Origin of the sequence: Megamonas sp. Calf98-2 (genome assembly GCF_900110235.1) — a bacterium.
Classification (GTDB): Bacteria; Bacillota; Negativicutes; order Selenomonadales; family Selenomonadaceae; genus Megamonas; species Megamonas funiformis.
Window position 1 is genome coordinate 1 of record NZ_FOCY01000037.1, and the last position, 19,036, is coordinate 19,036.

The 19,036-nt window shown below is 32.0% G+C and carries 17 protein-coding genes and 1 pseudogene; 8 read left to right on the forward strand and 10 right to left on the reverse strand.

Features of this window, described 5'->3' with window-relative positions:
* The 5 genes and pseudogenes from BMX03_RS09825 to BMX03_RS09845 form a co-directional block, all read right to left on the reverse strand.
* Positions 1 to 194: pseudogene (locus BMX03_RS09825) on the reverse strand (IS607 family transposase); the annotation flags it as partial.
* A 249-nt stretch (positions 195 to 443) separates the two neighbouring features.
* A complete protein-coding gene (locus BMX03_RS09830) occupies positions 444 to 1,664 on the reverse strand; it encodes an ABC transporter permease (RefSeq protein ID WP_091695139.1) in 1,221 nt (406 codons plus the stop codon).
* Positions 1,654 to 2,370 carry an ABC transporter ATP-binding protein gene (locus BMX03_RS09835; RefSeq protein ID WP_015562871.1) on the reverse strand — a complete coding sequence of 239 codons (717 nt, stop codon included), beginning with the start codon at positions 2,368 to 2,370 and terminating at the stop codon, positions 1,654 to 1,656. Before BMX03_RS09835 ends, BMX03_RS09830 begins: the two co-directional genes overlap by 11 nt.
* Before the next feature lie 17 nt (positions 2,371 to 2,387).
* On the reverse strand, positions 2,388 to 3,512 hold the full coding sequence (locus BMX03_RS09840) for an efflux RND transporter periplasmic adaptor subunit (protein ID WP_022227593.1): 1,125 nt from the start codon (positions 3,510 to 3,512) through the stop codon (positions 2,388 to 2,390).
* Positions 3,505 to 4,773, reverse strand: a complete 1,269-nt coding sequence (locus tag BMX03_RS09845) for a TolC family protein (protein WP_255361477.1) — start codon at positions 4,771 to 4,773, stop codon at positions 3,505 to 3,507. Before BMX03_RS09845 ends, BMX03_RS09840 begins: the two co-directional genes overlap by 8 nt.
* A gap of 235 nt (positions 4,774 to 5,008) precedes the next feature.
* On the opposite strand from BMX03_RS09845, the gene serA reads away from it, so the two are divergent.
* From serA to BMX03_RS09870, 5 genes are all read left to right on the forward strand, one after another.
* The gene (gene serA / locus BMX03_RS09850; RefSeq protein ID WP_018999569.1) at positions 5,009 to 6,595 is read left to right on the forward strand and encodes a phosphoglycerate dehydrogenase; all 1,587 of its coding nucleotides are present in this window, start codon (positions 5,009 to 5,011) and stop codon (positions 6,593 to 6,595) included.
* A 214-nt stretch (positions 6,596 to 6,809) separates the two neighbouring features.
* Positions 6,810 to 7,772, forward strand: coding sequence for a malate dehydrogenase (locus tag BMX03_RS09855; protein WP_018999568.1), 963 nt, complete (start codon positions 6,810 to 6,812; stop codon positions 7,770 to 7,772).
* 138 nt (positions 7,773 to 7,910) lie between these two features.
* Positions 7,911 to 8,531, forward strand: coding sequence for a GTP pyrophosphokinase (locus BMX03_RS09860; protein ID WP_018999567.1), 621 nt, complete (start codon positions 7,911 to 7,913; stop codon positions 8,529 to 8,531).
* Between the two features lie 29 nt (positions 8,532 to 8,560).
* Entirely contained in the window at positions 8,561 to 9,229 is a 669-nt protein-coding gene (locus tag BMX03_RS09865) for a response regulator transcription factor (protein WP_022227589.1), read from the forward strand.
* 22 nt (positions 9,230 to 9,251) lie between these two features.
* On the forward strand, positions 9,252 to 10,511 hold the full coding sequence (locus BMX03_RS09870; protein WP_015562876.1) for a sensor histidine kinase: 1,260 nt from the start codon (positions 9,252 to 9,254) through the stop codon (positions 10,509 to 10,511).
* Positions 10,512 to 10,600: 89 nt separating this feature from the next.
* Here BMX03_RS09870 and BMX03_RS09875 read toward each other — a convergent pair whose 3' ends face one another.
* From BMX03_RS09875 to BMX03_RS09890, 4 genes are all read right to left on the reverse strand, one after another.
* Positions 10,601 to 11,758 carry a glycoside hydrolase family 3 protein gene (locus tag BMX03_RS09875; protein WP_091695144.1) on the reverse strand — a complete coding sequence of 386 codons (1,158 nt, stop codon included), beginning with the start codon at positions 11,756 to 11,758 and terminating at the stop codon, positions 10,601 to 10,603.
* 79 nt (positions 11,759 to 11,837) lie between these two features.
* A complete protein-coding gene (locus BMX03_RS09880) occupies positions 11,838 to 13,103 on the reverse strand; it encodes an NAD(P)/FAD-dependent oxidoreductase (RefSeq protein ID WP_091695146.1) in 1,266 nt (421 codons plus the stop codon).
* A gap of 341 nt (positions 13,104 to 13,444) precedes the next feature.
* Positions 13,445 to 14,545 (reverse strand): N-acetylmuramoyl-L-alanine amidase, encoded by a 1,101-nt coding sequence (locus BMX03_RS09885; protein ID WP_008538770.1) that lies wholly within the window; start codon positions 14,543 to 14,545, stop codon positions 13,445 to 13,447.
* An 8-nt stretch (positions 14,546 to 14,553) separates the two neighbouring features.
* Positions 14,554 to 15,198, reverse strand: coding sequence for an amino acid ABC transporter permease (locus tag BMX03_RS09890; RefSeq protein WP_008538772.1), 645 nt, complete (start codon positions 15,196 to 15,198; stop codon positions 14,554 to 14,556).
* A gap of 206 nt (positions 15,199 to 15,404) precedes the next feature.
* Between BMX03_RS09890 and nhaA the strand changes: the two genes are divergently transcribed.
* From nhaA to BMX03_RS09905, 3 genes are all read left to right on the forward strand, one after another.
* Complete coding sequence (gene nhaA, locus BMX03_RS09895; protein WP_022227586.1) at positions 15,405 to 16,607, forward strand: Na+/H+ antiporter NhaA; 1,203 nt, start codon at positions 15,405 to 15,407, stop codon at positions 16,605 to 16,607.
* Between the two features lie 51 nt (positions 16,608 to 16,658).
* Positions 16,659 to 17,816, forward strand: coding sequence for a cell division protein FtsZ (gene ftsZ / locus BMX03_RS09900; protein ID WP_091695150.1), 1,158 nt, complete (start codon positions 16,659 to 16,661; stop codon positions 17,814 to 17,816).
* A 93-nt stretch (positions 17,817 to 17,909) separates the two neighbouring features.
* Positions 17,910 to 18,653, forward strand: coding sequence for a tRNA threonylcarbamoyladenosine dehydratase (locus BMX03_RS09905; protein ID WP_075555180.1), 744 nt, complete (start codon positions 17,910 to 17,912; stop codon positions 18,651 to 18,653).
* A gap of 65 nt (positions 18,654 to 18,718) precedes the next feature.
* Here the strand turns inward: BMX03_RS09905 and BMX03_RS09910 are convergent.
* On the reverse strand, positions 18,719 to 19,036 hold a 318-nt coding region (locus BMX03_RS09910), incomplete at its 5' end, for an IS3 family transposase (protein ID WP_143052090.1).

The window sequence follows — 19,036 nt, forward strand, 5'->3', positions numbered from 1 at the left end:
TAACTTTTTTCGCAAGTATCATCTTCTATTAACTCCTTAATCATTTTTTTAGCTTTATTAGCTCTTTTTCCTTGAAGTCTACAACTAAATACAGTAACTATTTGAATTAAATCTTCTACTAACTCTTGTTCTTCAGTTCTCTCTGTATTATCAATAATTTCAATTGTTGTTCCATATTTTGTCTGCAAATTCTCCTATTGAGTAATATTTCATATTATCACCTCAATAGTGCCATATCATAATCTTTAAATAATTTATAGATTTTTATATAAAATTATATATTATTTATAACAGCTTTAAGCCTCCCTTTATTTATCACTATAATATATATCATATATTATATAATTCGCTACAATACTAAAAAATACCTTTCATAAAAAAATTTTTTACAAAAATAAAGACAAATATATTGCTATTCGCCTTTATTTAAATTATCTATGAACTTATTCATAACGAAGTGCTTCAATAGGGTCTAATTTGGCAGCTTTTCTCGCTGGATAAATACCAAAGAATAAGCTTATGCCTACAGAGAACATAAAAGATATAATAATTGGTTCTATAGTGATAACTGTTGTAAATCCGCCAAATTGAGCTATCGCTGTAGCTAAACCAACGCCAACACCTATACCAATTAAACCACCTATAATCCCTACAAATACAGCTTCAATCAAAAATTGGAACATAATATTATTATACGTTGCACCTAATGCTTTACGAATGCCAATTTCTCTCGTTCTTTCAGTTACTGATACCATCATTATATTCATAATACCAATACCGCCAACGAGCAAAGAAATACCCGCTACACTTCCTAATAAAATTGTAAGCATTGTACTTGTACTAGTCATAGTTTCCATAATACTAGTCAAATTTCTTACAGTGAAATCATCTTCTTTATCTCCTGTAATTTTATGGCGTTGTCGCATTAAATTTTCAATTTCAGCTTGTACAGAATCCATCTTATCTGCCGATGTTACCTGTACACTTATTTGCTGTACATAATCTATAGCCATTATACGCGTCATAACAGTAGTCAAAGGTACTATTACGATATCATCTTGGTCTTGACCCACACTAGATTGACCTTTACTTTCTAAAATCCCTACTACTTTAAATGGGTCATTATTTATACGAATATTTTTACCCACTGGATTTTCTTCACCAAATAAATTACTTGCTACAGTCGTTCCAATAACAGCTACACGAGCTCTTGTTTCTACATCTTTTTCTGTAATAAAAGTACCATTTGCAATACTTAAAGAACGAATATACATATAATCTGGAATTACACCTACAACCTGTGTATTCCAGTTTTGATTACCACTTACTATTTGATAATTTTTTTGTACCTGTGGCGAAACATATTCTACATCTTTTATTTTCTTTTTTATAGCTTCTGCATCATCTAATTTCAAGCGCACATTTGAACCAGCCGCTTGGCGAACACCAGTCGCATTTTTTGTCGCACTAGCATTGATAATCAACATATTACTACCCAAGCTAGCAATAGAATCTTCTACCTGTTTTCGTACCCCCATACCAATAGAAACCATTGCTATAACGGCACCTACACCAATTATAATTCCAAGCATAGTCAATAATGAACGCATTTTATTTGCCCATAAAGCCGATATAGCCATTTGCACAGTTTCTTTAAATAACATCCATTACTACCCCCTTGCCTGCATCTTTTGTTATTTTTCCATCAACTACTAATAATTGACGTGAAGCACATGCCGCAATATCTGGTTCATGTGTTACTAAAATCATGGTTTTTCCTTCTTCATGTAATTTGATAAAAATCTCCATGATTTCCTTTGTTGATTTTGTATCTAAATTACCAGTAGGTTCGTCTGCCATGATAATACTTGGGTCATTGACTAAAGCTCTAGCAATTGCTACACGCTGTCTTTGCCCACCTGATAATTCATTTGGTTTATGGTCTGCCCTGTCATCTAAGCCAACAGCTTTTAAATAATGATGTGCTCTCTCCAATCTTTCTTTCATGCCTACTCCAGCATAAACTAAAGGCAATGCTACATTATCTAACGCAGTTATCTTTGATAATAAATTAAAATTCTGAAAGACAAAACCTATTTTTTTATTGCGAGTCTTAGCAAGCTCATCATCACTTAAATGAGCAATTTCTCTACCATCTAATTTATATGAACCACAAGTCGGTCTATCTAAACAACCTAATATATTCATTAAAGTAGATTTTCCTGAACCTGATGGCCCCATAAGTGCTGCAAATTCACCTTTATAGATTTTTAAATCTATACCATTTAAAGCTGCTACTTCTTGTGTTCCCACTTGATAAAGCTTTTTTATGCCTGAAAGTTCAATAGTAATTTCTCTTGTTTCATTCATATCACTATTTTCCTTTCTTAGTGAATTGGTGGTCCTGGTCTAGCAGAAGTTGCAGTAGTTGATTTTTTAACCATGGTAACATCTACTTTTTCATTTTCAGATAAACCATTTATAATTTCTACAAATTCATCACCATATATACCTGTTTCTACATAGCGATTTTCTGTTGTGCCATCATCTTTGATAACAATTACATATGTTCCATTTTTATCAGTTTTTAAAGCTGAAAGTGGTACAGCTAAAGCACTATCTTTATTTGCAGTTTCAATTTCTACACGAGCAGTCATTGAAGGCATCAATAAACCTTCTGGATCATCTACATCTAAAGTTACACTATAATAAATTACCGCTGCTGATGAAGATGAACTACTGCTTGATGAATTGCTTATATTCCAGCTATTATCCATATCTGTTTGTGAAATTTTAGATACAGTAGCTGTAAAAGTCTTACCATTATAAGCATCTACGGTAAAAGTAGCTTTTTGCCCTACTCTTACACTGCCGATATCTGTTTCGTCTACTTTAGCAAAAATCTGCTTTCTTGATAAATCAGCAATACGCATAATTACAGTAGGATTGCTATTTCCCTGTACCGCCATGGTACCATCTGTAACAGGTTCACCAATTACTACCCCATCCATAGGTGATACTATTACTGTTTCGGATAGATTTGACTCTGCTTCTTCCAATTTACTTTGTGCTGTATCGTAATTGTATTGAGCATTATCTAAATCCTCTTTAGATTTTGCTCCTATATTATATAAATAATTAGTTCTGTCATAAATTATCTTAGCATTTTTCAAAGTAAATTCTGCTTGTTCTTTTTGAGTTTCATAGTCTTTTCCGTCTAATAAAGCTACAGTTTGACCTTGAGTTACAGTATCATTTTCTTTTACTAATACTTGTTTTACACGAGCTGTAATTTTAGAGCTTACTTCTACTGACTCTACTGGCTTTATTGTTCCTGTAGCTGAAACAATTGATTTCATGCTCATATATTGAACTTGAGCTGTATTTACTACTGGTTTTTTCGCTTCTTCTTGTTTTTGTGCATAATATTTATAACCAGCAACAATAGCTATTATTACAACTACCAATACCAATATTATTTTTGCCCATTTTTTTAACTTCACTTTATCCATCTATTGTTTCTCCCTTTGGTGTTCCAATAACATATTCTAGATTAGCTTTATATCTAGCATAATCATATTGAGCACTTGCATAGTTTAATCTAGCTTGTGAGAGCGCTAATTCTGCATCAATTACATCTAAGATTATACCTGCACCAACTTTATATTTTTCAGTAGCGATGAAATAATCTTCTTCTGCTTGTTTTACTGCCATTGCTGTAGAATTAAAACGTCTTTCAGCTTCTCTCATATTTAAATAAGCTTGTCTTACTTCTAAATCAATAGTATCTTCTGTATCTGATAATTCATATTCTGCTTTATTATAACTAGCTTCTGCTGATTTTACATTTGATTTTGTTACATTATTATCGAAAATATTCCAATTGGCAGATACACCAGCTTGATAATCATGGTCATTGCCACTAGGTAATGCCTGTTTATCCCAACTTGTACTTACAGATAAATTCACTGTTGGCAAATATCCAGCTTTAGCCACATCAATATTATTTTTAGCAATTTCTACATCTATCTGACTTGCTATTCTATCTTTGCGATAAGCCATAGCATAATCTAAACATTCAGGTAAAGACATTCTAACTATTTGATATACAAAATCATCAGTTAAATTAATAGGTTCATTTCGATCAATTTTTATGATATTACGGAATGTACTTAAATTTATTTCATAATCATTTTGTGCTATAATCAAGGATTGTTGCGCATTTGATAAGGCAACTTCTGAACGAAGTACATCTGATTTTGGTATACTGCCTGCAGCATAGAGATTTCTTACATCTGTCAAATGACTTTCATAATTATTTACAGACTCTTGTTCAATATTTACATTTTGCTTTGCTTCTAATATATCAAAATAAGCTTTTATTGTATTATATTTAATAGTTTCTTCTGTGCGTTCTAAATTCAATTCAGACTTTAATAATTCTAATTTTTTATTATCAATATTTAGCTCATTTTTATTTCCTGTGTAAAGAGGCAATGTTGCTGAAATACTATTACTATTACCTCGCTCAAAAGTTGTATCTGCACTATCTCTAGCTGATAGACTACTTCCTAAAGAAATACTTACACCATTTGCTCCTTTTGTAACTTCATAATTTGCTTGTGCTGCCATTTTTTCTTCATTAGCAATCTTTACATCATTATTTTTAGCTAATGCCATATCTACAGCTTCATCAATAGATAAATCATCTGCCAAACAAGCTGGCATACCAATGTTCATACATATAGATAAGACCATACATATATCTTTCATTTTTTTTAGGGACATACGTTCTATTATCCTTTCTTTAAAAAATTAATATATATTTATTATCATTATATATATTTACATATTTATTGTATAACAAAATATAATTATATAGTATTAAATTTATATTAAAAAAATTATACTTGACGATTTCAATTGAACACAATAGAATATTTAGATATACAATATTATTACACAATTGTATTTTTTAGTTCTACTTTTATCAAGGAGAGAGAAATATATGAAAATATTAGTAGCAGATGGTGTTTCCCCTAAGGGTATCGAAATTTTGCAAAAAGCTGGCTTTGAAACAGTAATCAAAGACAAATTACCAGCTGAAGAACTTTTAGAAATTATTCCTGATTTTGATGGTCTAATCGTACGCAGTGCTTCTAAAGTAACAAAAGAAGTTATCGAACGTGCTAAAAAATTAAAAATCGTTGGTCGTGCAGGTGTTGGTACTGATAATATTGACATTAATGCCGCTACTGCACATGGTATTATGGTAATAAATTCTCCTGGTGGAAACACAATTGCTGCCACAGAACACACAATGGGCATGATGATGGCTATGGCAAGAAATATTGCTGTCGCTAATGAAACAATGCAACACGGCGAATGGAACCGTAAAAAATATACAGGTGTAGAACTTCGCGGTAAAACACTTGGTGTAATCGGTCTTGGTCGTATTGGTAGTGGTGTAGCTACTCGCGCATTGGCTTTCGATATGAATGTTATTGGCTATGATCCATATGTCAATGAAGAACGTGCTCATTCCTTAGGCATTAAAGTTGTTTCTCTTGATGAATTAATTAAACAATCCGATTTTATCACAGTACATATGCCACTCACTCCAAAAACAAAAGGCATGCTCAACAAAGATAATATCGCTAAAATGAAAAATGGTGTTCGCTTAATAAACTGCGCTCGTGGTGGTATCATCAATGAACAAGATTTAGCTGATGCTGTTAAATCTGGTCATGTTGCTGGCGCTGCAATAGACGTATTTGAAAGTGAACCTATCGATCCAAATCATCCATTAATTGGTCTTCCTGGCGTAACTTTAACACCTCATTTAGGTGCTTCCACAGTAGAAGCTCAAGTAGGTGTTTCCGTAGATGTAGCACAAGGAATTGTAGCTGCATTAAATGGTGAACCTGTATCTACAGCTGTTAATATGGCTCCAGTTTCTCCTCAAACTATGAAATTCATCAAACCTTATCTAGATTTAGCAGAACGTCTTGGTTGCACAGCTTGCTCTTTAGCTGATGGTCCTATCAGCGAAGTAACTATTAAATATAATGGTGAAATTGCTGATGTTGATACAAAAATGATTACTATTGCTGCTATTAAAGGTATGTTAAATCCTATCTTAGAAAGCAATGTAAACTACGTAAATGCTCCAAGCCTTGCTAAAGAACGCAATATCAAAATCACAGAAATAAAAGATAAAGCTGTAGAAAACTTCGCTAACTTAATCACAATTTCTATTACATCTTCTGGTAAAACAGAAACTATTCAGGGTACATTATTTGGTGAAGAAGGTCGTATTGTCAGCATTAATTCTTATCGTGTTGACGTTGACCCTCATGCTCGCATCCTCATTTGTCCACATATTAACCGTCCTGGTGTTATCGGTACTATCGGTTCACTTTTAGGATATGCTAACATTAATATTTCTGGTATGCAAGTTGGTAAAACAAAAATTGCTGGTACTAGTATGATGGTTTTAACTATTGATAACGAAATTCCTGATACAGTTATGCAACAAATTATAAATTTAGATGGTATTTTTGATGCTAAACTTGTAAATTACTATACAGTTTAATAAATTTTAAGGTAAAGGCTCTAGGTTTTTTACTTAGAGCCTTTACTCTATAACTTCTAAATAAACTATATATTACTATAAATAATAAGTAGTATAAATAGTAATAATTTATTGTAGAATTGCAAATATTTATCCTATTTTTATTGACATTTTAACTTTATCTAGTTAAACTAAAGATGAATAGATTTTCACATTATAGGGAGATGTTCATATTATGAAAATTTCAGTTATCGGAGCAGGTAACGTAGGTGCTACTTGCGCTAACGTACTCGCACTCAAAAATTTTGCAACAGAAGTTGTACTTCTCGATGTTAAACCTGGTGTATCCGAAGGTAAAGCTATGGATATGATGCAGACTGCACAGATGATGCACATCGATACTAAAATCATCGGTGTAACTGCACCTATGGATGATGCTGCTAAAGCTGACGAAGCTTACAAAGCAACAGAAAATTCCGACGTTGTAGTTATTACTTCTGGTATTCCTCGTAAACCTGGTATGAGCCGTACAGACCTTATCGGTGTTAACTCCAAAATCGTTAAAGGTGTTATGGACCAGGCTTTAAAACATTCTCCAGAAGCAGTATTCATCATCGTTTCCAACCCTGTAGATACTCTTACTTACCTTGCACTTAAAGACAGTGGTCTTCCACGTAACCGTGTAATCGGTATGAGCGGTCTCTTAGATGGTAGCCGTTTTGAATACTATTTAGCTCAAGCTATTGGTTGCCCAGTTCGTGATATCAACGCTATGGTAATCGGTGCTCATGGTGACCTTATGGTTCCTCTTACTCGTTTTGCATCTTATAAAGGCAGACCTGTTACTGAACTCCTTTCTGAAGAAAAACTTGCTGAAATCGAACATGCTACTCAAGTAGGTGGCGGTACTTTAACAAGCTTACTCGGTACTTCCGCTTGGTACGCTCCTGGTACAACTGCTGCTACTATGGCAGAAGCAATCGCTAAAGACAGCGGTCTTACAATCTCCAGCATTTGCTACCTCGATGGCGAATATGGCGAACATGACGTTTGCGCTGGTGTTCCTGCTGTTCTTGGTAAAGGCGGTATCAAAGAAATTACTGTTCTTGACCTCAACGAAAAAGAACAAGCTATGTTCGACGCAAGTGTTGGCTCCGCACGTGAAACAAATGCTAAATTAGCTGAAGCTTTAAAATAAGTTTCAATAGTTAATTTACAACGGAACAAAATATTTATTTAGAAATGCTCCCTTATAGCAAAGCAAATATTTTGCTTTCTATTTAGGGAGCATTTTCTCTAAATAATCAAATTGATAAATCCAAAGCAGGTGATAGTCATGACCCACTTTAATATTTACGGAAAATATGAACCAACTCTCAATATAATTTTAGATAATATAATTTCACAGATAAAAACTTATAATGATATGGAAGTGCAAAAAAGTGGCGAAAAGGCCTATGAACACTTGATTTATCGTGTAAAAGATAAAGATAGCATGCTTGAAAAATGCACTCGCAAAAATCTACCGCAGACAACTTATTCTGCTCTACATGATATTCAAGATGCCATCGGTATTCGTATCATCTGTCGCTTTATTGATGATATCTACAAAAACATTGATTATTTAAAATCTCTTCCTAATTTAAAAATAATCAAAGAAAAAGATTATATAAAAAATGTAAAACCAAATGGTTATAGAAGTTATCATTTAATAGTTGAAATCACTGCTCCCTATGAAGATATTCTAGGCAATAACCCTGGTAAATTTTTTGCTGAAATTCAAGTTCGCACCATTGCTATGGATAGCTGGGCTAGTCTAGAACATCAAATGAAATATAAACATGACATCAAAAATCCAGAATTAATCGTAAAAGAATTAAAACGTTGCGCTGATGAATTAGCAGCTTGTGATGTTTCTATGCAAACTATTAGAAATTTAATCAACGCTGAAAATTAACTACATTATAAAAAATAAGGAGTATCTTTATGAAAATACTATTAGCTGAAGACGAAAAAGATATGTCTAGTGCTTTGACTGCAATTTTACAACATTCAGGCTATGATGTAGATAGCGTTTATGATGGTCAAGCCGCTATGGAAAAAGCCTTAGAAAATGTATATGATTGCCTAATCTTCGATATTATGATGCCTAAAATGAGTGGAATTGAAGCATTAAAAATAATTCGCCAAAAAGGAAATCTTTCACCCGTGATTATGCTGACAGCTAAATCAGAAATAGATGACCGCATTACAGGACTTGATGCTGGCGCTGATGATTATCTAATGAAGCCTTTTTCTGTTGGCGAATTATTAGCTCGTATACGCTCTTTAACTCGCAGAAATACGCAATTTTCACCACTGACTCTATCTGCTGGCTCTGTTCATTTAAATATCGAAGAACAAAATTTGTCTTGCAAAAACTCCATAAGTTTAAATCACAAAGAAACTAAATTAATGAAGCTTTTCATGACTAATATGGATAAATCATTATCCACTAATCATATATTTTCTGCAATATGGGCTGATGAAATAGATGCTGATGAAAATATAGTATGGATATATATCTCTTATTTACGCGAAAAATTAGAAGCCATCAATGCCGATATTCAAATTTTCGGGCAAAAAGGACAAGATTTTTTACTTACAAAAAAATAAATAATTAAAGAGTGTATCTATCATGAATGTAATAAAAAAACTTCGCCGAAAATTCATCTTAATCTCTACCGCTACAGTAACAATTATTGTTATTGGTGCCTTAAGTCTTGTCACAAGTGTAGCTTATATCAGAATAAATGCTCAGATTGATTCATTTCTTATCTATATTTCCCAAAATAATGGAAGAATTTCTGAACATAAATTACCACCAAATACTACATGGTTTAGTGAAACGGATTGGACAGGAGATACACCTGATTTTCCCTACCAGATACGCTATTTTAGTGTTCTTGTAGATGACCAAAATTATATAAAAGAAATAAATATAAAAAATATCGCTGCTTTTACAGAAACAGAAGCCATTCAATATGCACAAATGGCTGTACAAAAAGATAAAAGTAATGGTATTTTCAAAAAAGACCGTGCTAGCTATGCTTATCAAATTACAAAATTGCCAAATAATGATACCTTAATTGTCATTATGGACTGTACTCGTGATATGGCTATAATCCAAGACTTTATCCAAGATTCTATTGAATTAGGTCTAGTGTGTATTATTCTCTATATCATCATCTTAGCAATTTTGAGTAAACTCGCGATAAAACCATTCATTCGCAATATGGAAAATCAAAAAAGATTTATCACTAATGCTGGTCATGAATTGAAAACGCCTATAGCGATAATTTCAGCCAATACTGAAGCCATTGAGTTAATCAACGGTAAAAATCAATGGACAGAAAATATTTTAAAACAGATACAACGCTTATCTAAATTGATTAATGAATTAATCACCTTATCCAAAATGAGCGAATACTCTACAGAAAATCTTTGTTTTACTTCTACTAATTTTTCTGAAACAACCATTGAAGTGGCTAAATCTTTCCAACAAATGGCTACAGACCAAGAAAAATTTTTAAAATATCAAGTTAAACCTGATGTCTCTATTTTATCTGAATATAAATATCTATATGAATTAGTAAATATTCTTATCGATAATGCAGTAAAATACTGCGATGATAAAGGTCTTGTTGAAGTAAAATTATCTCAATCCAAAAAAACAGTAACTTTATCTGTAACCAATGATTATATTGATGGCAAAAATATTGATTACTCGCGTTTTTTTGAAAGATTTTACCGTGAAGATACTTCTCATAGCAGTGAAAAAGCAGGTTATGGTATCGGACTTTCCATTGCAGAAGAACTTGTAAAATTATTAAAAGGCACCATAAAAGTCAGTTATAATAAAGGTAAAATTACTTTTATTGTAAAATTTACTAACTAAAAATAACTCTATATAAATAAAAGGATAAATAGAAAAATCTTCTATCTATCCTTTTTTATTATCCATTTTATATTTTATGCTAAATTATATCATTGATATAAATGTAATAATTTCACTTTGATAATTCTTTTTACAGATTCATCTATGCGCTCTTGACTAATTTCACCACTATTAACAGCGTCTAATAGACCAAGATATACCTCTTGTTGATGTTTATACTCATGGCAAACAAGCACGATATCCGCACCAGCTTTTACAGCATTTACACCAATTGACCTAAAATCATTATGATTTGCTACTGCACCCATTTCCATATCGTCAGTAATAATTATACCTTTATATCCAAGTTTATTGCGCAATAAATCAGTCATGATTTTTGAAGATAAACTAGCTGGATATTCTTCATCAAGAGCAAGATATTTTAAATGTGATACTAAGATAAAATAATCATTTGGATCACTTTCATCAATAATAGTTTTAAATGGTAGAATATCTTCTGTCATTAAAACTTCTTTGGCAACATCAATACTAGAACTATCTATATGAGAATCTACTTTTCCCTTTCCTATGCCTGGAAAATGTTTCAAACTATATATAATATTTTCTTGTTGATAGCCCTTAGTCGCTGCCCTTACAAAGTCTATTACTGTATTTGCATCTGTACTATATGAACGTTTATCATTAGAACCTACATCAGCAACTGGCGCAAAATTAACATTAATCCCCATATCTTTTAATGATTTAGCCGTTTTTATAGCCCATGTTTTAGCTTGCTCAATATCACCTGTTGCCCCAATTTCTTTTTGTGATGGAGCTGGTGTCAATTTTTCTGCCATACGCACTACATCTCCACCTTCTTCATCTATACCGATAAATAAAGGAACTTTTTCATTTGATTGAGCTTGTAAATCTGATGTTAATTGTTTTACTTGCTCAAGACTTTCCATATTCCTATCAAATAAAATCACGCCACCCATATGGTACTGATTTAACATATATAAACTATCATCATCAACTTTTGTCCCTTGAATACCAATCATCACCATTTGTCCCAGTTTTTCTGTTTGGGACATAGACGCAACTATCTGATCTACTTTTTCATCAATAGTTAAATTTTCTTGCTTAATTTGTTGCTTATCTTGTATGACTTGCTTATCATCATTAAAAATACTTCGATTATTAATCCCTAATATTGCTAAAACAATAATTATAATTATTACAATACCAATAATTCTTTGTTTACGCATTTAGCATAAATTCCTTTCTCTTTGTTAAAATAAAAAATACTTCTGATTAAAAGCAATCAGAAGTATTTTTTAATATATATTAATCTCTTACAATACGAGCCATACGAACACCGAAGAAGTAGTTCATAACCCATTTAAAGATAACTGTGCAGTTTGTTAATGGACCAGCAAGTCTCAATACATGTACTGCCATCCAAGCAATCCATGCAAATAAACCTTTAGATTTCATAACGCCTTTGAACATTACAGCGTCACCTGCACCGATTGTTGCCATGCTACCTAAATCTTTGTAAACGAAAATTTCTTGTTCTTCACCTTTAATAGCATGCATAATATTTTTTACTGTAGTTTCTGCAGCTTCATATGCAGCTGGTGCAATTGTTGGAAGTGGACGACCATCTTGTTCAAAATGAGCGCTATCACCAATAGCATAAATATCTGGGAAGCCTTTTACCTGTGTTGTTTTTTCTACAATTACACGGCCTGCACGGTCAACTTCAGCACCAAGAGTTGCTACAACTGGCTGAGCTTTAACGCCTGCTGCCCAAATTACAGTACGAGTTCTAATTTTTTCTTCTTTTTCACCACATTTTAATGTGATATATTCGCCATCATAGTCTCTAACTTGAGTATTTAAACGAACATCTACTTTTTTACCTCTTAATACATCTACTGTATTATTGCGAAGAGCTTCTGGCATCATTGGTAAAAGTTTATCAGTAGCTTCGATTAATTTAATATCAACATCATTCATATTAAGATTATGATAATCTTTTTTCATGCATTTATATACAAGTTCAGAAATAGCACCTGCTTCTTCAACACCAGTAGGGCCGCCACCAACAATCATGATTGTCATAAGTGCTTTTTTCAAATCTTTATCATTTTCTACACGAGAAGCACGTTCAAATGTACGAATAAGATGATTGCGAAGTAATGTGCTTTCGCGTAAAGTTTTCATTGGATAAGAATGTTCTTCTACAGATTTCATACCAAAATAATTTGTAGTAGCACCTGTAGCAATAATTAAATAATCATAGCTGATATCCCCATGACTAGTTTTTACAATTTTATTTGCAGGATCAAATCCTGTAGCTTCTGCCATAAAGAAATCGATGTTTTCATTTTTCTGGAAAAATGCACGAATTGGATAAGAAATTTCATCTTCAGATAAAATAGATGTAGATACTTGATATAATAGCGGTTGGAATAAATGATAGTTATGTTTATCAACAATAGTAACATCTACATCTTTGTCTGCTAATAATTTTGCAGCTTTAATTCCACCAAAACCTGCTCCAAGAATAACAACATGTGGTCTTGTTCCCTGATTTTTTCTAGGCATTATTAAATCTCCCCCAAAATTCTAATCATTATTTGTGAAATTCTTCACAATACCCCTAAAATATACCCCAAATAAAACGAAATAAAAAATAATATTTGTGAATAAATTCACTTTTTGTATACAACAAAATAATATATTTATCTCTATGACTTATACAATAACCTTTTATTGTAAATTTGTCAAGTTAAATTCAAAATATTTTATAATATTTTTACAATAAGAATGTTTTATTTCATTTTTGTTATAGGATATGATTTTTCTGCTCTATTCTTGAAATTTATTTTATATTTTCTAAAATAAAACAAGCCTTTTCTCAATATATCTAAGAAAAGGCTTGCTTCTTATAATTCGCTAAAATATCTTACAATACCATTAAAAATACCTTTAGCTGATTTTTTTACACCATCATCTGATTTTAAAATGGCTTCTTCTTTTGGGTTAGAAACAAAGGCAACTTCTAATAATGTAGCTGGCATCTGGGTATGTTTAACCACATAGAAATTACTTGTTTTTGTACCTCTATCATATGTTCCTATTTGCTCAATAACGCCCTCTTTTATATATCTAGCAAGTCGTTCACTATTGCTACTACCATTTACATAATAATAACCTGTAGTACCTTGAGCTGATGGCGATGTAAAGGAATCTAAATGTATACTTACAAATATATCTGAATTTGTTTTATTTCCTACATCTACACGCGCTTGCAATTCTTCCACATCGGTTGCAGGCTGTGGAGCAACATCTGTATCTGTTTTTCTTGTTATATATACTTTTGCTCCAGATTGTTTTAACATTTCTGCTAGATTTAAGCCAATACGTAAAGTTGGGTCTTTTTCACGTACTCCAGTTGGTCCAATTGCTCCAGAATCACTGCCACCATGACCTGGGTCAATAGTAATTCTCTTACCTTTTAACACGGATTTTGCATTTTTATCAATATCAAAATCTTCATTAACTCTATAGCTAGTATCATTACTACTGCTACTTGTAGAACTTCCTGTAGTAGAGCCTATTGCAGCATAACTAATGTTACCAAAATCCATTGCTACTCTATAAGGTGTTTCTCCACCTACAATACCAAAAATATCATAACCAGATTTTTTTACATCAGTTTCTACAACAACTCTTACTACATTATCTTTAAATTGTGCAACTCTTACTTTGCTAGCATATTTACTATTGATATCTACTTCTTTTTCTATATTCTTAGCCAAAGCAGCATCATTTAAATCTATAACTACTCTATCAGGTGAAGATAATGCAAATGATTGATAATCTACTTCTTTATCAGCATCAACTACAATACGAACTTTATCGCTATTATTACTAATTCTTAAATTCTTTATTGTAGCCGTTTCGCTAGCTGCAAAAACCATACTTTGCATACAAAGCAAAGTAAAAAGACATACTAAGGAAAAAATATATAAACTTTTTCTCATTACGTATTTTACCTCGTACTAATATTATATTTCGCTTCTAATTTTTTGAAGCCCCATGTTAATATAAATGTCATAAATAAATAAAAAATAGCTGCTACTAAAAACGGTGTCATATCAAATTCTCTTTGTACTATAGAACGAGCTACTCTTAGTAAATCATTCATAGCCAAGATGTAAATAAGTGAAGTATCTTTCACTAAATTTATAGTTTCATTACTTACAGGTGGCAATACTATGCGTATTACCTGTGGCAAAATAACATGTCTCATCATTTGTGGATAATTCATACCTAAAGCTTTAGCAGCTTCATATTGACCCTTATCGACAGATTGAATTCCCGCTCTAAAAATTTCAGCAAAATACGCTGCATAGTTCAAAGAAAATGCTAATAATGCAGCTGCTATATCAGGCAAACGAATTCCAATCATTGGCAATGCAAAGTAGACAAATAATAATTGTAACATAAGTGGTGTACCACGCATTAACCAAATATATACCTCTGTCAAATATCTTATTGGTTTTATTGATGATAATCTAGCTAAAGAAAATAGCATACCTAACGGCACCGATAATACCAAAGTAATAAAGAAAATCTGTAGTGTTACCTGTGACCCTTCTAACATCGGTAATACTATTCTTAAAAGGTTATCCATAAAATTTATCAACTCCAAAACTTACTTGCTCATTAAAATCCCAGTATAGTTATTTTACAACAAAGATACATAAAATACAAAGATTAATTATTATTATCTCAAAATATATTTGCCTTACTTATATAAAAAAATGTATAATCTATATAGGCAAATTTTTAGTAAATAAATTAATAATATTAATATTAAAAAGAAAAGAGGTTATTTTATTGAGAAAAAAAATTAATAATGTAGTAAAAAGCAATGTTGAATTACTTACTTCCCCTTTTATGACATTCTTTCGTCATGAAGCTTCTAGTGGTATAATACTTTTACTTTTTGCTATATTAGCATTAGTGCTAGCTAATACGAGTTTATCCACTTTCTACAATGAAGTTTTAAATACACAAATGCCATTAGGTCCAGCCAAATGGCATTTAGATTTAACTATACTTTATTGGATTAATGATGGACTCATGGCAATTTTCTTCTTTGTTATCGGTCTTGAAATCAAACGTGAATTTCTCTTTGGTGAATTAAAATCTTTATCTGCCACCATCTTACCTATAAGTGCGGCTATTGGTGGTATGATTGTTCCAGCGATTTTATATTATCTTGTAAATATGGGACAAGATACTGTTTCTGGTTGGGGAATTCCTATGGCTACAGATATCGCCTTTTCCTTAGGTATCTTAGCAATCGCTGCTAGTGGTGCACCTCGCAGTATTGCCATTTTCCTCACAGCTTTAGCTATTGTTGACGACTTAGGTGCTATTATTGTTATTGCTATTTTCTATAATTCTAATATATCTTTTGTTGCTTTAGGTATTGGTTTAGTTGCACTTTTAGGTGCTTTTATTCTCAATCGCTTAAATTGTAGAAATTTCCTTCCTTATTTATTAGTAGGTTTAATCGCTTGGGTTGCCTTCTTAAATGCAGGTATTCACCCTACAATCGCTGGCGTATGTTTAGGTATGTTAATTCCTGCTGATAATAAAAACCATGAAAATTCTTTACTCCACAAACTAGAACATAAACTTGAACCATGGTCAGCTTATGCTATCATGCCTATTTTTGCTCTAGCAAATGCTGGTGTTACTGTTGAAGGCGGTATTTCTGATATTCTTTCTCCTATTGGTATCGGTATCATCTTAGGTCTTTGTATTGGTAAGCCTCTAGGTATTTGCGGTGCAGCTTTCATTTTATTTAAATTAGGTTTTGCTAAAATGCCAGAAGGCGCTAAAACTACTCAATTAATTGGTGCTGGTTCTTTAGGCGGTATAGGTTTCACTATGTCCTTATTTATCGCATCTTTGGCATTTGACAATGCCTCTTACCTTGCTAGTGCCAAAATCAGTATTTTATGTGCTTCCGTATTATCTGGTATTTTAGGGGTAATTATATTTAAAACTTCTAAACTATTCAAAGCCTAAATATTATGGTAAGCTATTAATAATATAAATTCTATTAAGAAGGTGCCCTTATTGAGTGAAATAACCAATGGAATAAAAAATGCAATTGTTAATATAAAAATAATTGGTGTTGGTGGTGGTGGTAATAACGTAGTAAAACGTATTGCCGAAAACACTGATTTAGATTTAGACTTAATTGCAGTTAATACCGACCACAAACAGTTAAAATCTTTAACAAGCGATAATATTACAAAAATTCAAATAGGTACAACTTTAACTAAAGGTCTTGGTTGTGGTGGTAATGCTAACTTAGGTCATGAAGCAGCCGAAAATGATGCTGAAGTGATTAAACAAGCATTAAAAGGTGCTGATATGGTCTTTTTAACAGCAGGACTTGGTGCTGGTACTGGTACTGGTGCATTACCTGTAATCGCTAAAATTGCCCACGATATGAATATCTTATCAGTCGGCGTAGTAACTGTACCTTTTACTTTTGAAGGAGCACGTAAACAAAAATTAGCTGAAGCTTCTATCAAAGAATTAATGCCTTATATGGACGCATTAATCACTGTTCACAATGATAATTTATTAAAAATCAAAACAAGCACTAAATTAACACTTTTAAATGCTTTCCGCATGGCTGATATGGTACTCCGCCAAGGTATACGCTGTGTAACTGAATTGATTTTAACAGTAGGCGTTATCAATGTTGACTTTGCCGATGTAAAATCTATCTTCCAACAAAGTGATCATCCTGATGCACTCTTGGGTATTGGTGAAAGCAGTGAAAGTGCTGTAGATGCTGTAAAAGAAGCTATTAGTAGTCCTTTAGTAGAAAGAAGTTTATCTGGTGCTCGTGGTATTATTTTAAATATCAGTGGTAATTCTTCTTTATCCTTGTATGAAGTAAATGAAGCTAGTAAATTCATCAATGAACATACTCATCCAGATGTAAATATTATTTTAGGAACAGTAATCAATGATAATTTAGGCGACAAAGTTCGTGCTACTATCATTGCTACTGATTTTTCTGATAATGCTTCACCAAATGAAGAAAAAGCTTCTACAGAAAATAAAGATACTGCAACTAAAGCTACAACTGATAATAATGTTAAGCCAAAAACAGATGATAGCTTAAAATTACCAGATTTCATGAATAAAGAAAAAGACAATAAAAAAAGTAGCTTTTCAGCATTTCCATTTTTCAACTTTAAAAACGATATAAAATAAAATTTACTTTATCAAAACTAAATGCACTAAATAGACTAATCAAATTGAAATTAATCTGTTTAGTGCATTTTATCTATTAATGAGGAGAAATCTATGTTAAACCGTTTTAGCCGTACAGAATTATTATTAGGCGAAGAAAATATGTCTAAATTAGCCCAAAGTAAAATTGCCATCTTTGGCATTGGTGGCGTAGGCTCTTATGTGGCAGAAGGATTAGCTCGCTGTGGTATTGGTGAATTCATTTTAATTGATAGCGATGATATATCACTAACTAATATCAATCGTCAAATACATGCTCTTGAAACAACTATTGGTCAGAAAAAAACATTAATGATGAAAGAGCGCATACTAGCTATCAATCCGCAAGCAAAAGTTACAACTATAGAAAAATTATATACACCTGAAAGCAATTTTTTCAATTGGGATGACGATTATACCTACATTGTTGATGCTGTAGATGATGTAAAAGCTAAAATTAATTTAATTGTAAATGCCAATAAACACAATCTGCCAATTATGAGTTCTATGGGCACTGCCAATAAATTAGACCCACAAAAATTCGTAATTACAGATATCTATAAAACACATACTTGTCCTCTTGCTCGCATTATGCGCAAAACATTAAAACAACAAGGTATAAAAAAATTAAAAGTCCTTTATTCTACAGAGGAACCCTTTACTAATTATACTGTAAATTTTAAAGAGAATACCTCTAAGGATAATAGTCCTGCTTCTACTCGTAAACAGCCTTTAGGAAGTATTTCTTTCGTACCACCAATCGCAGGCTTAATGATTGCAGGAGAAATCGTCAAAGATATTTGTCAAATAAATAGATAACATAAAAAAGCATTAAAGCTGGAATTAATCCAAATGATGTGCACCCAAAATATTGGACATATTAATTAGGCTACTAATTGAAACTTAATTCTGTATTCTACAGGACTAAGTCCTTTTAGTTTTATCTTTATCCGTTTTGTATTATAATATTTTATATAAGATTTTAACTCTTTTATAAAATCTTCAACGGATTTAAATTTTTTTAAATAGAATAATTCGCTTTTTAGCAAACCAAAGAAATTTTCTATTACGGCATTATCTAAGCAATTGCCTTTTCGGCTCATGCTTTGGATAATGCCTTTTTCTTTTAATAACCTCTGATACCTCTTATTTTGATATTGCCATCCTTGGTCTGAATGTAGAATTATCCCTTTCGTTTCTTT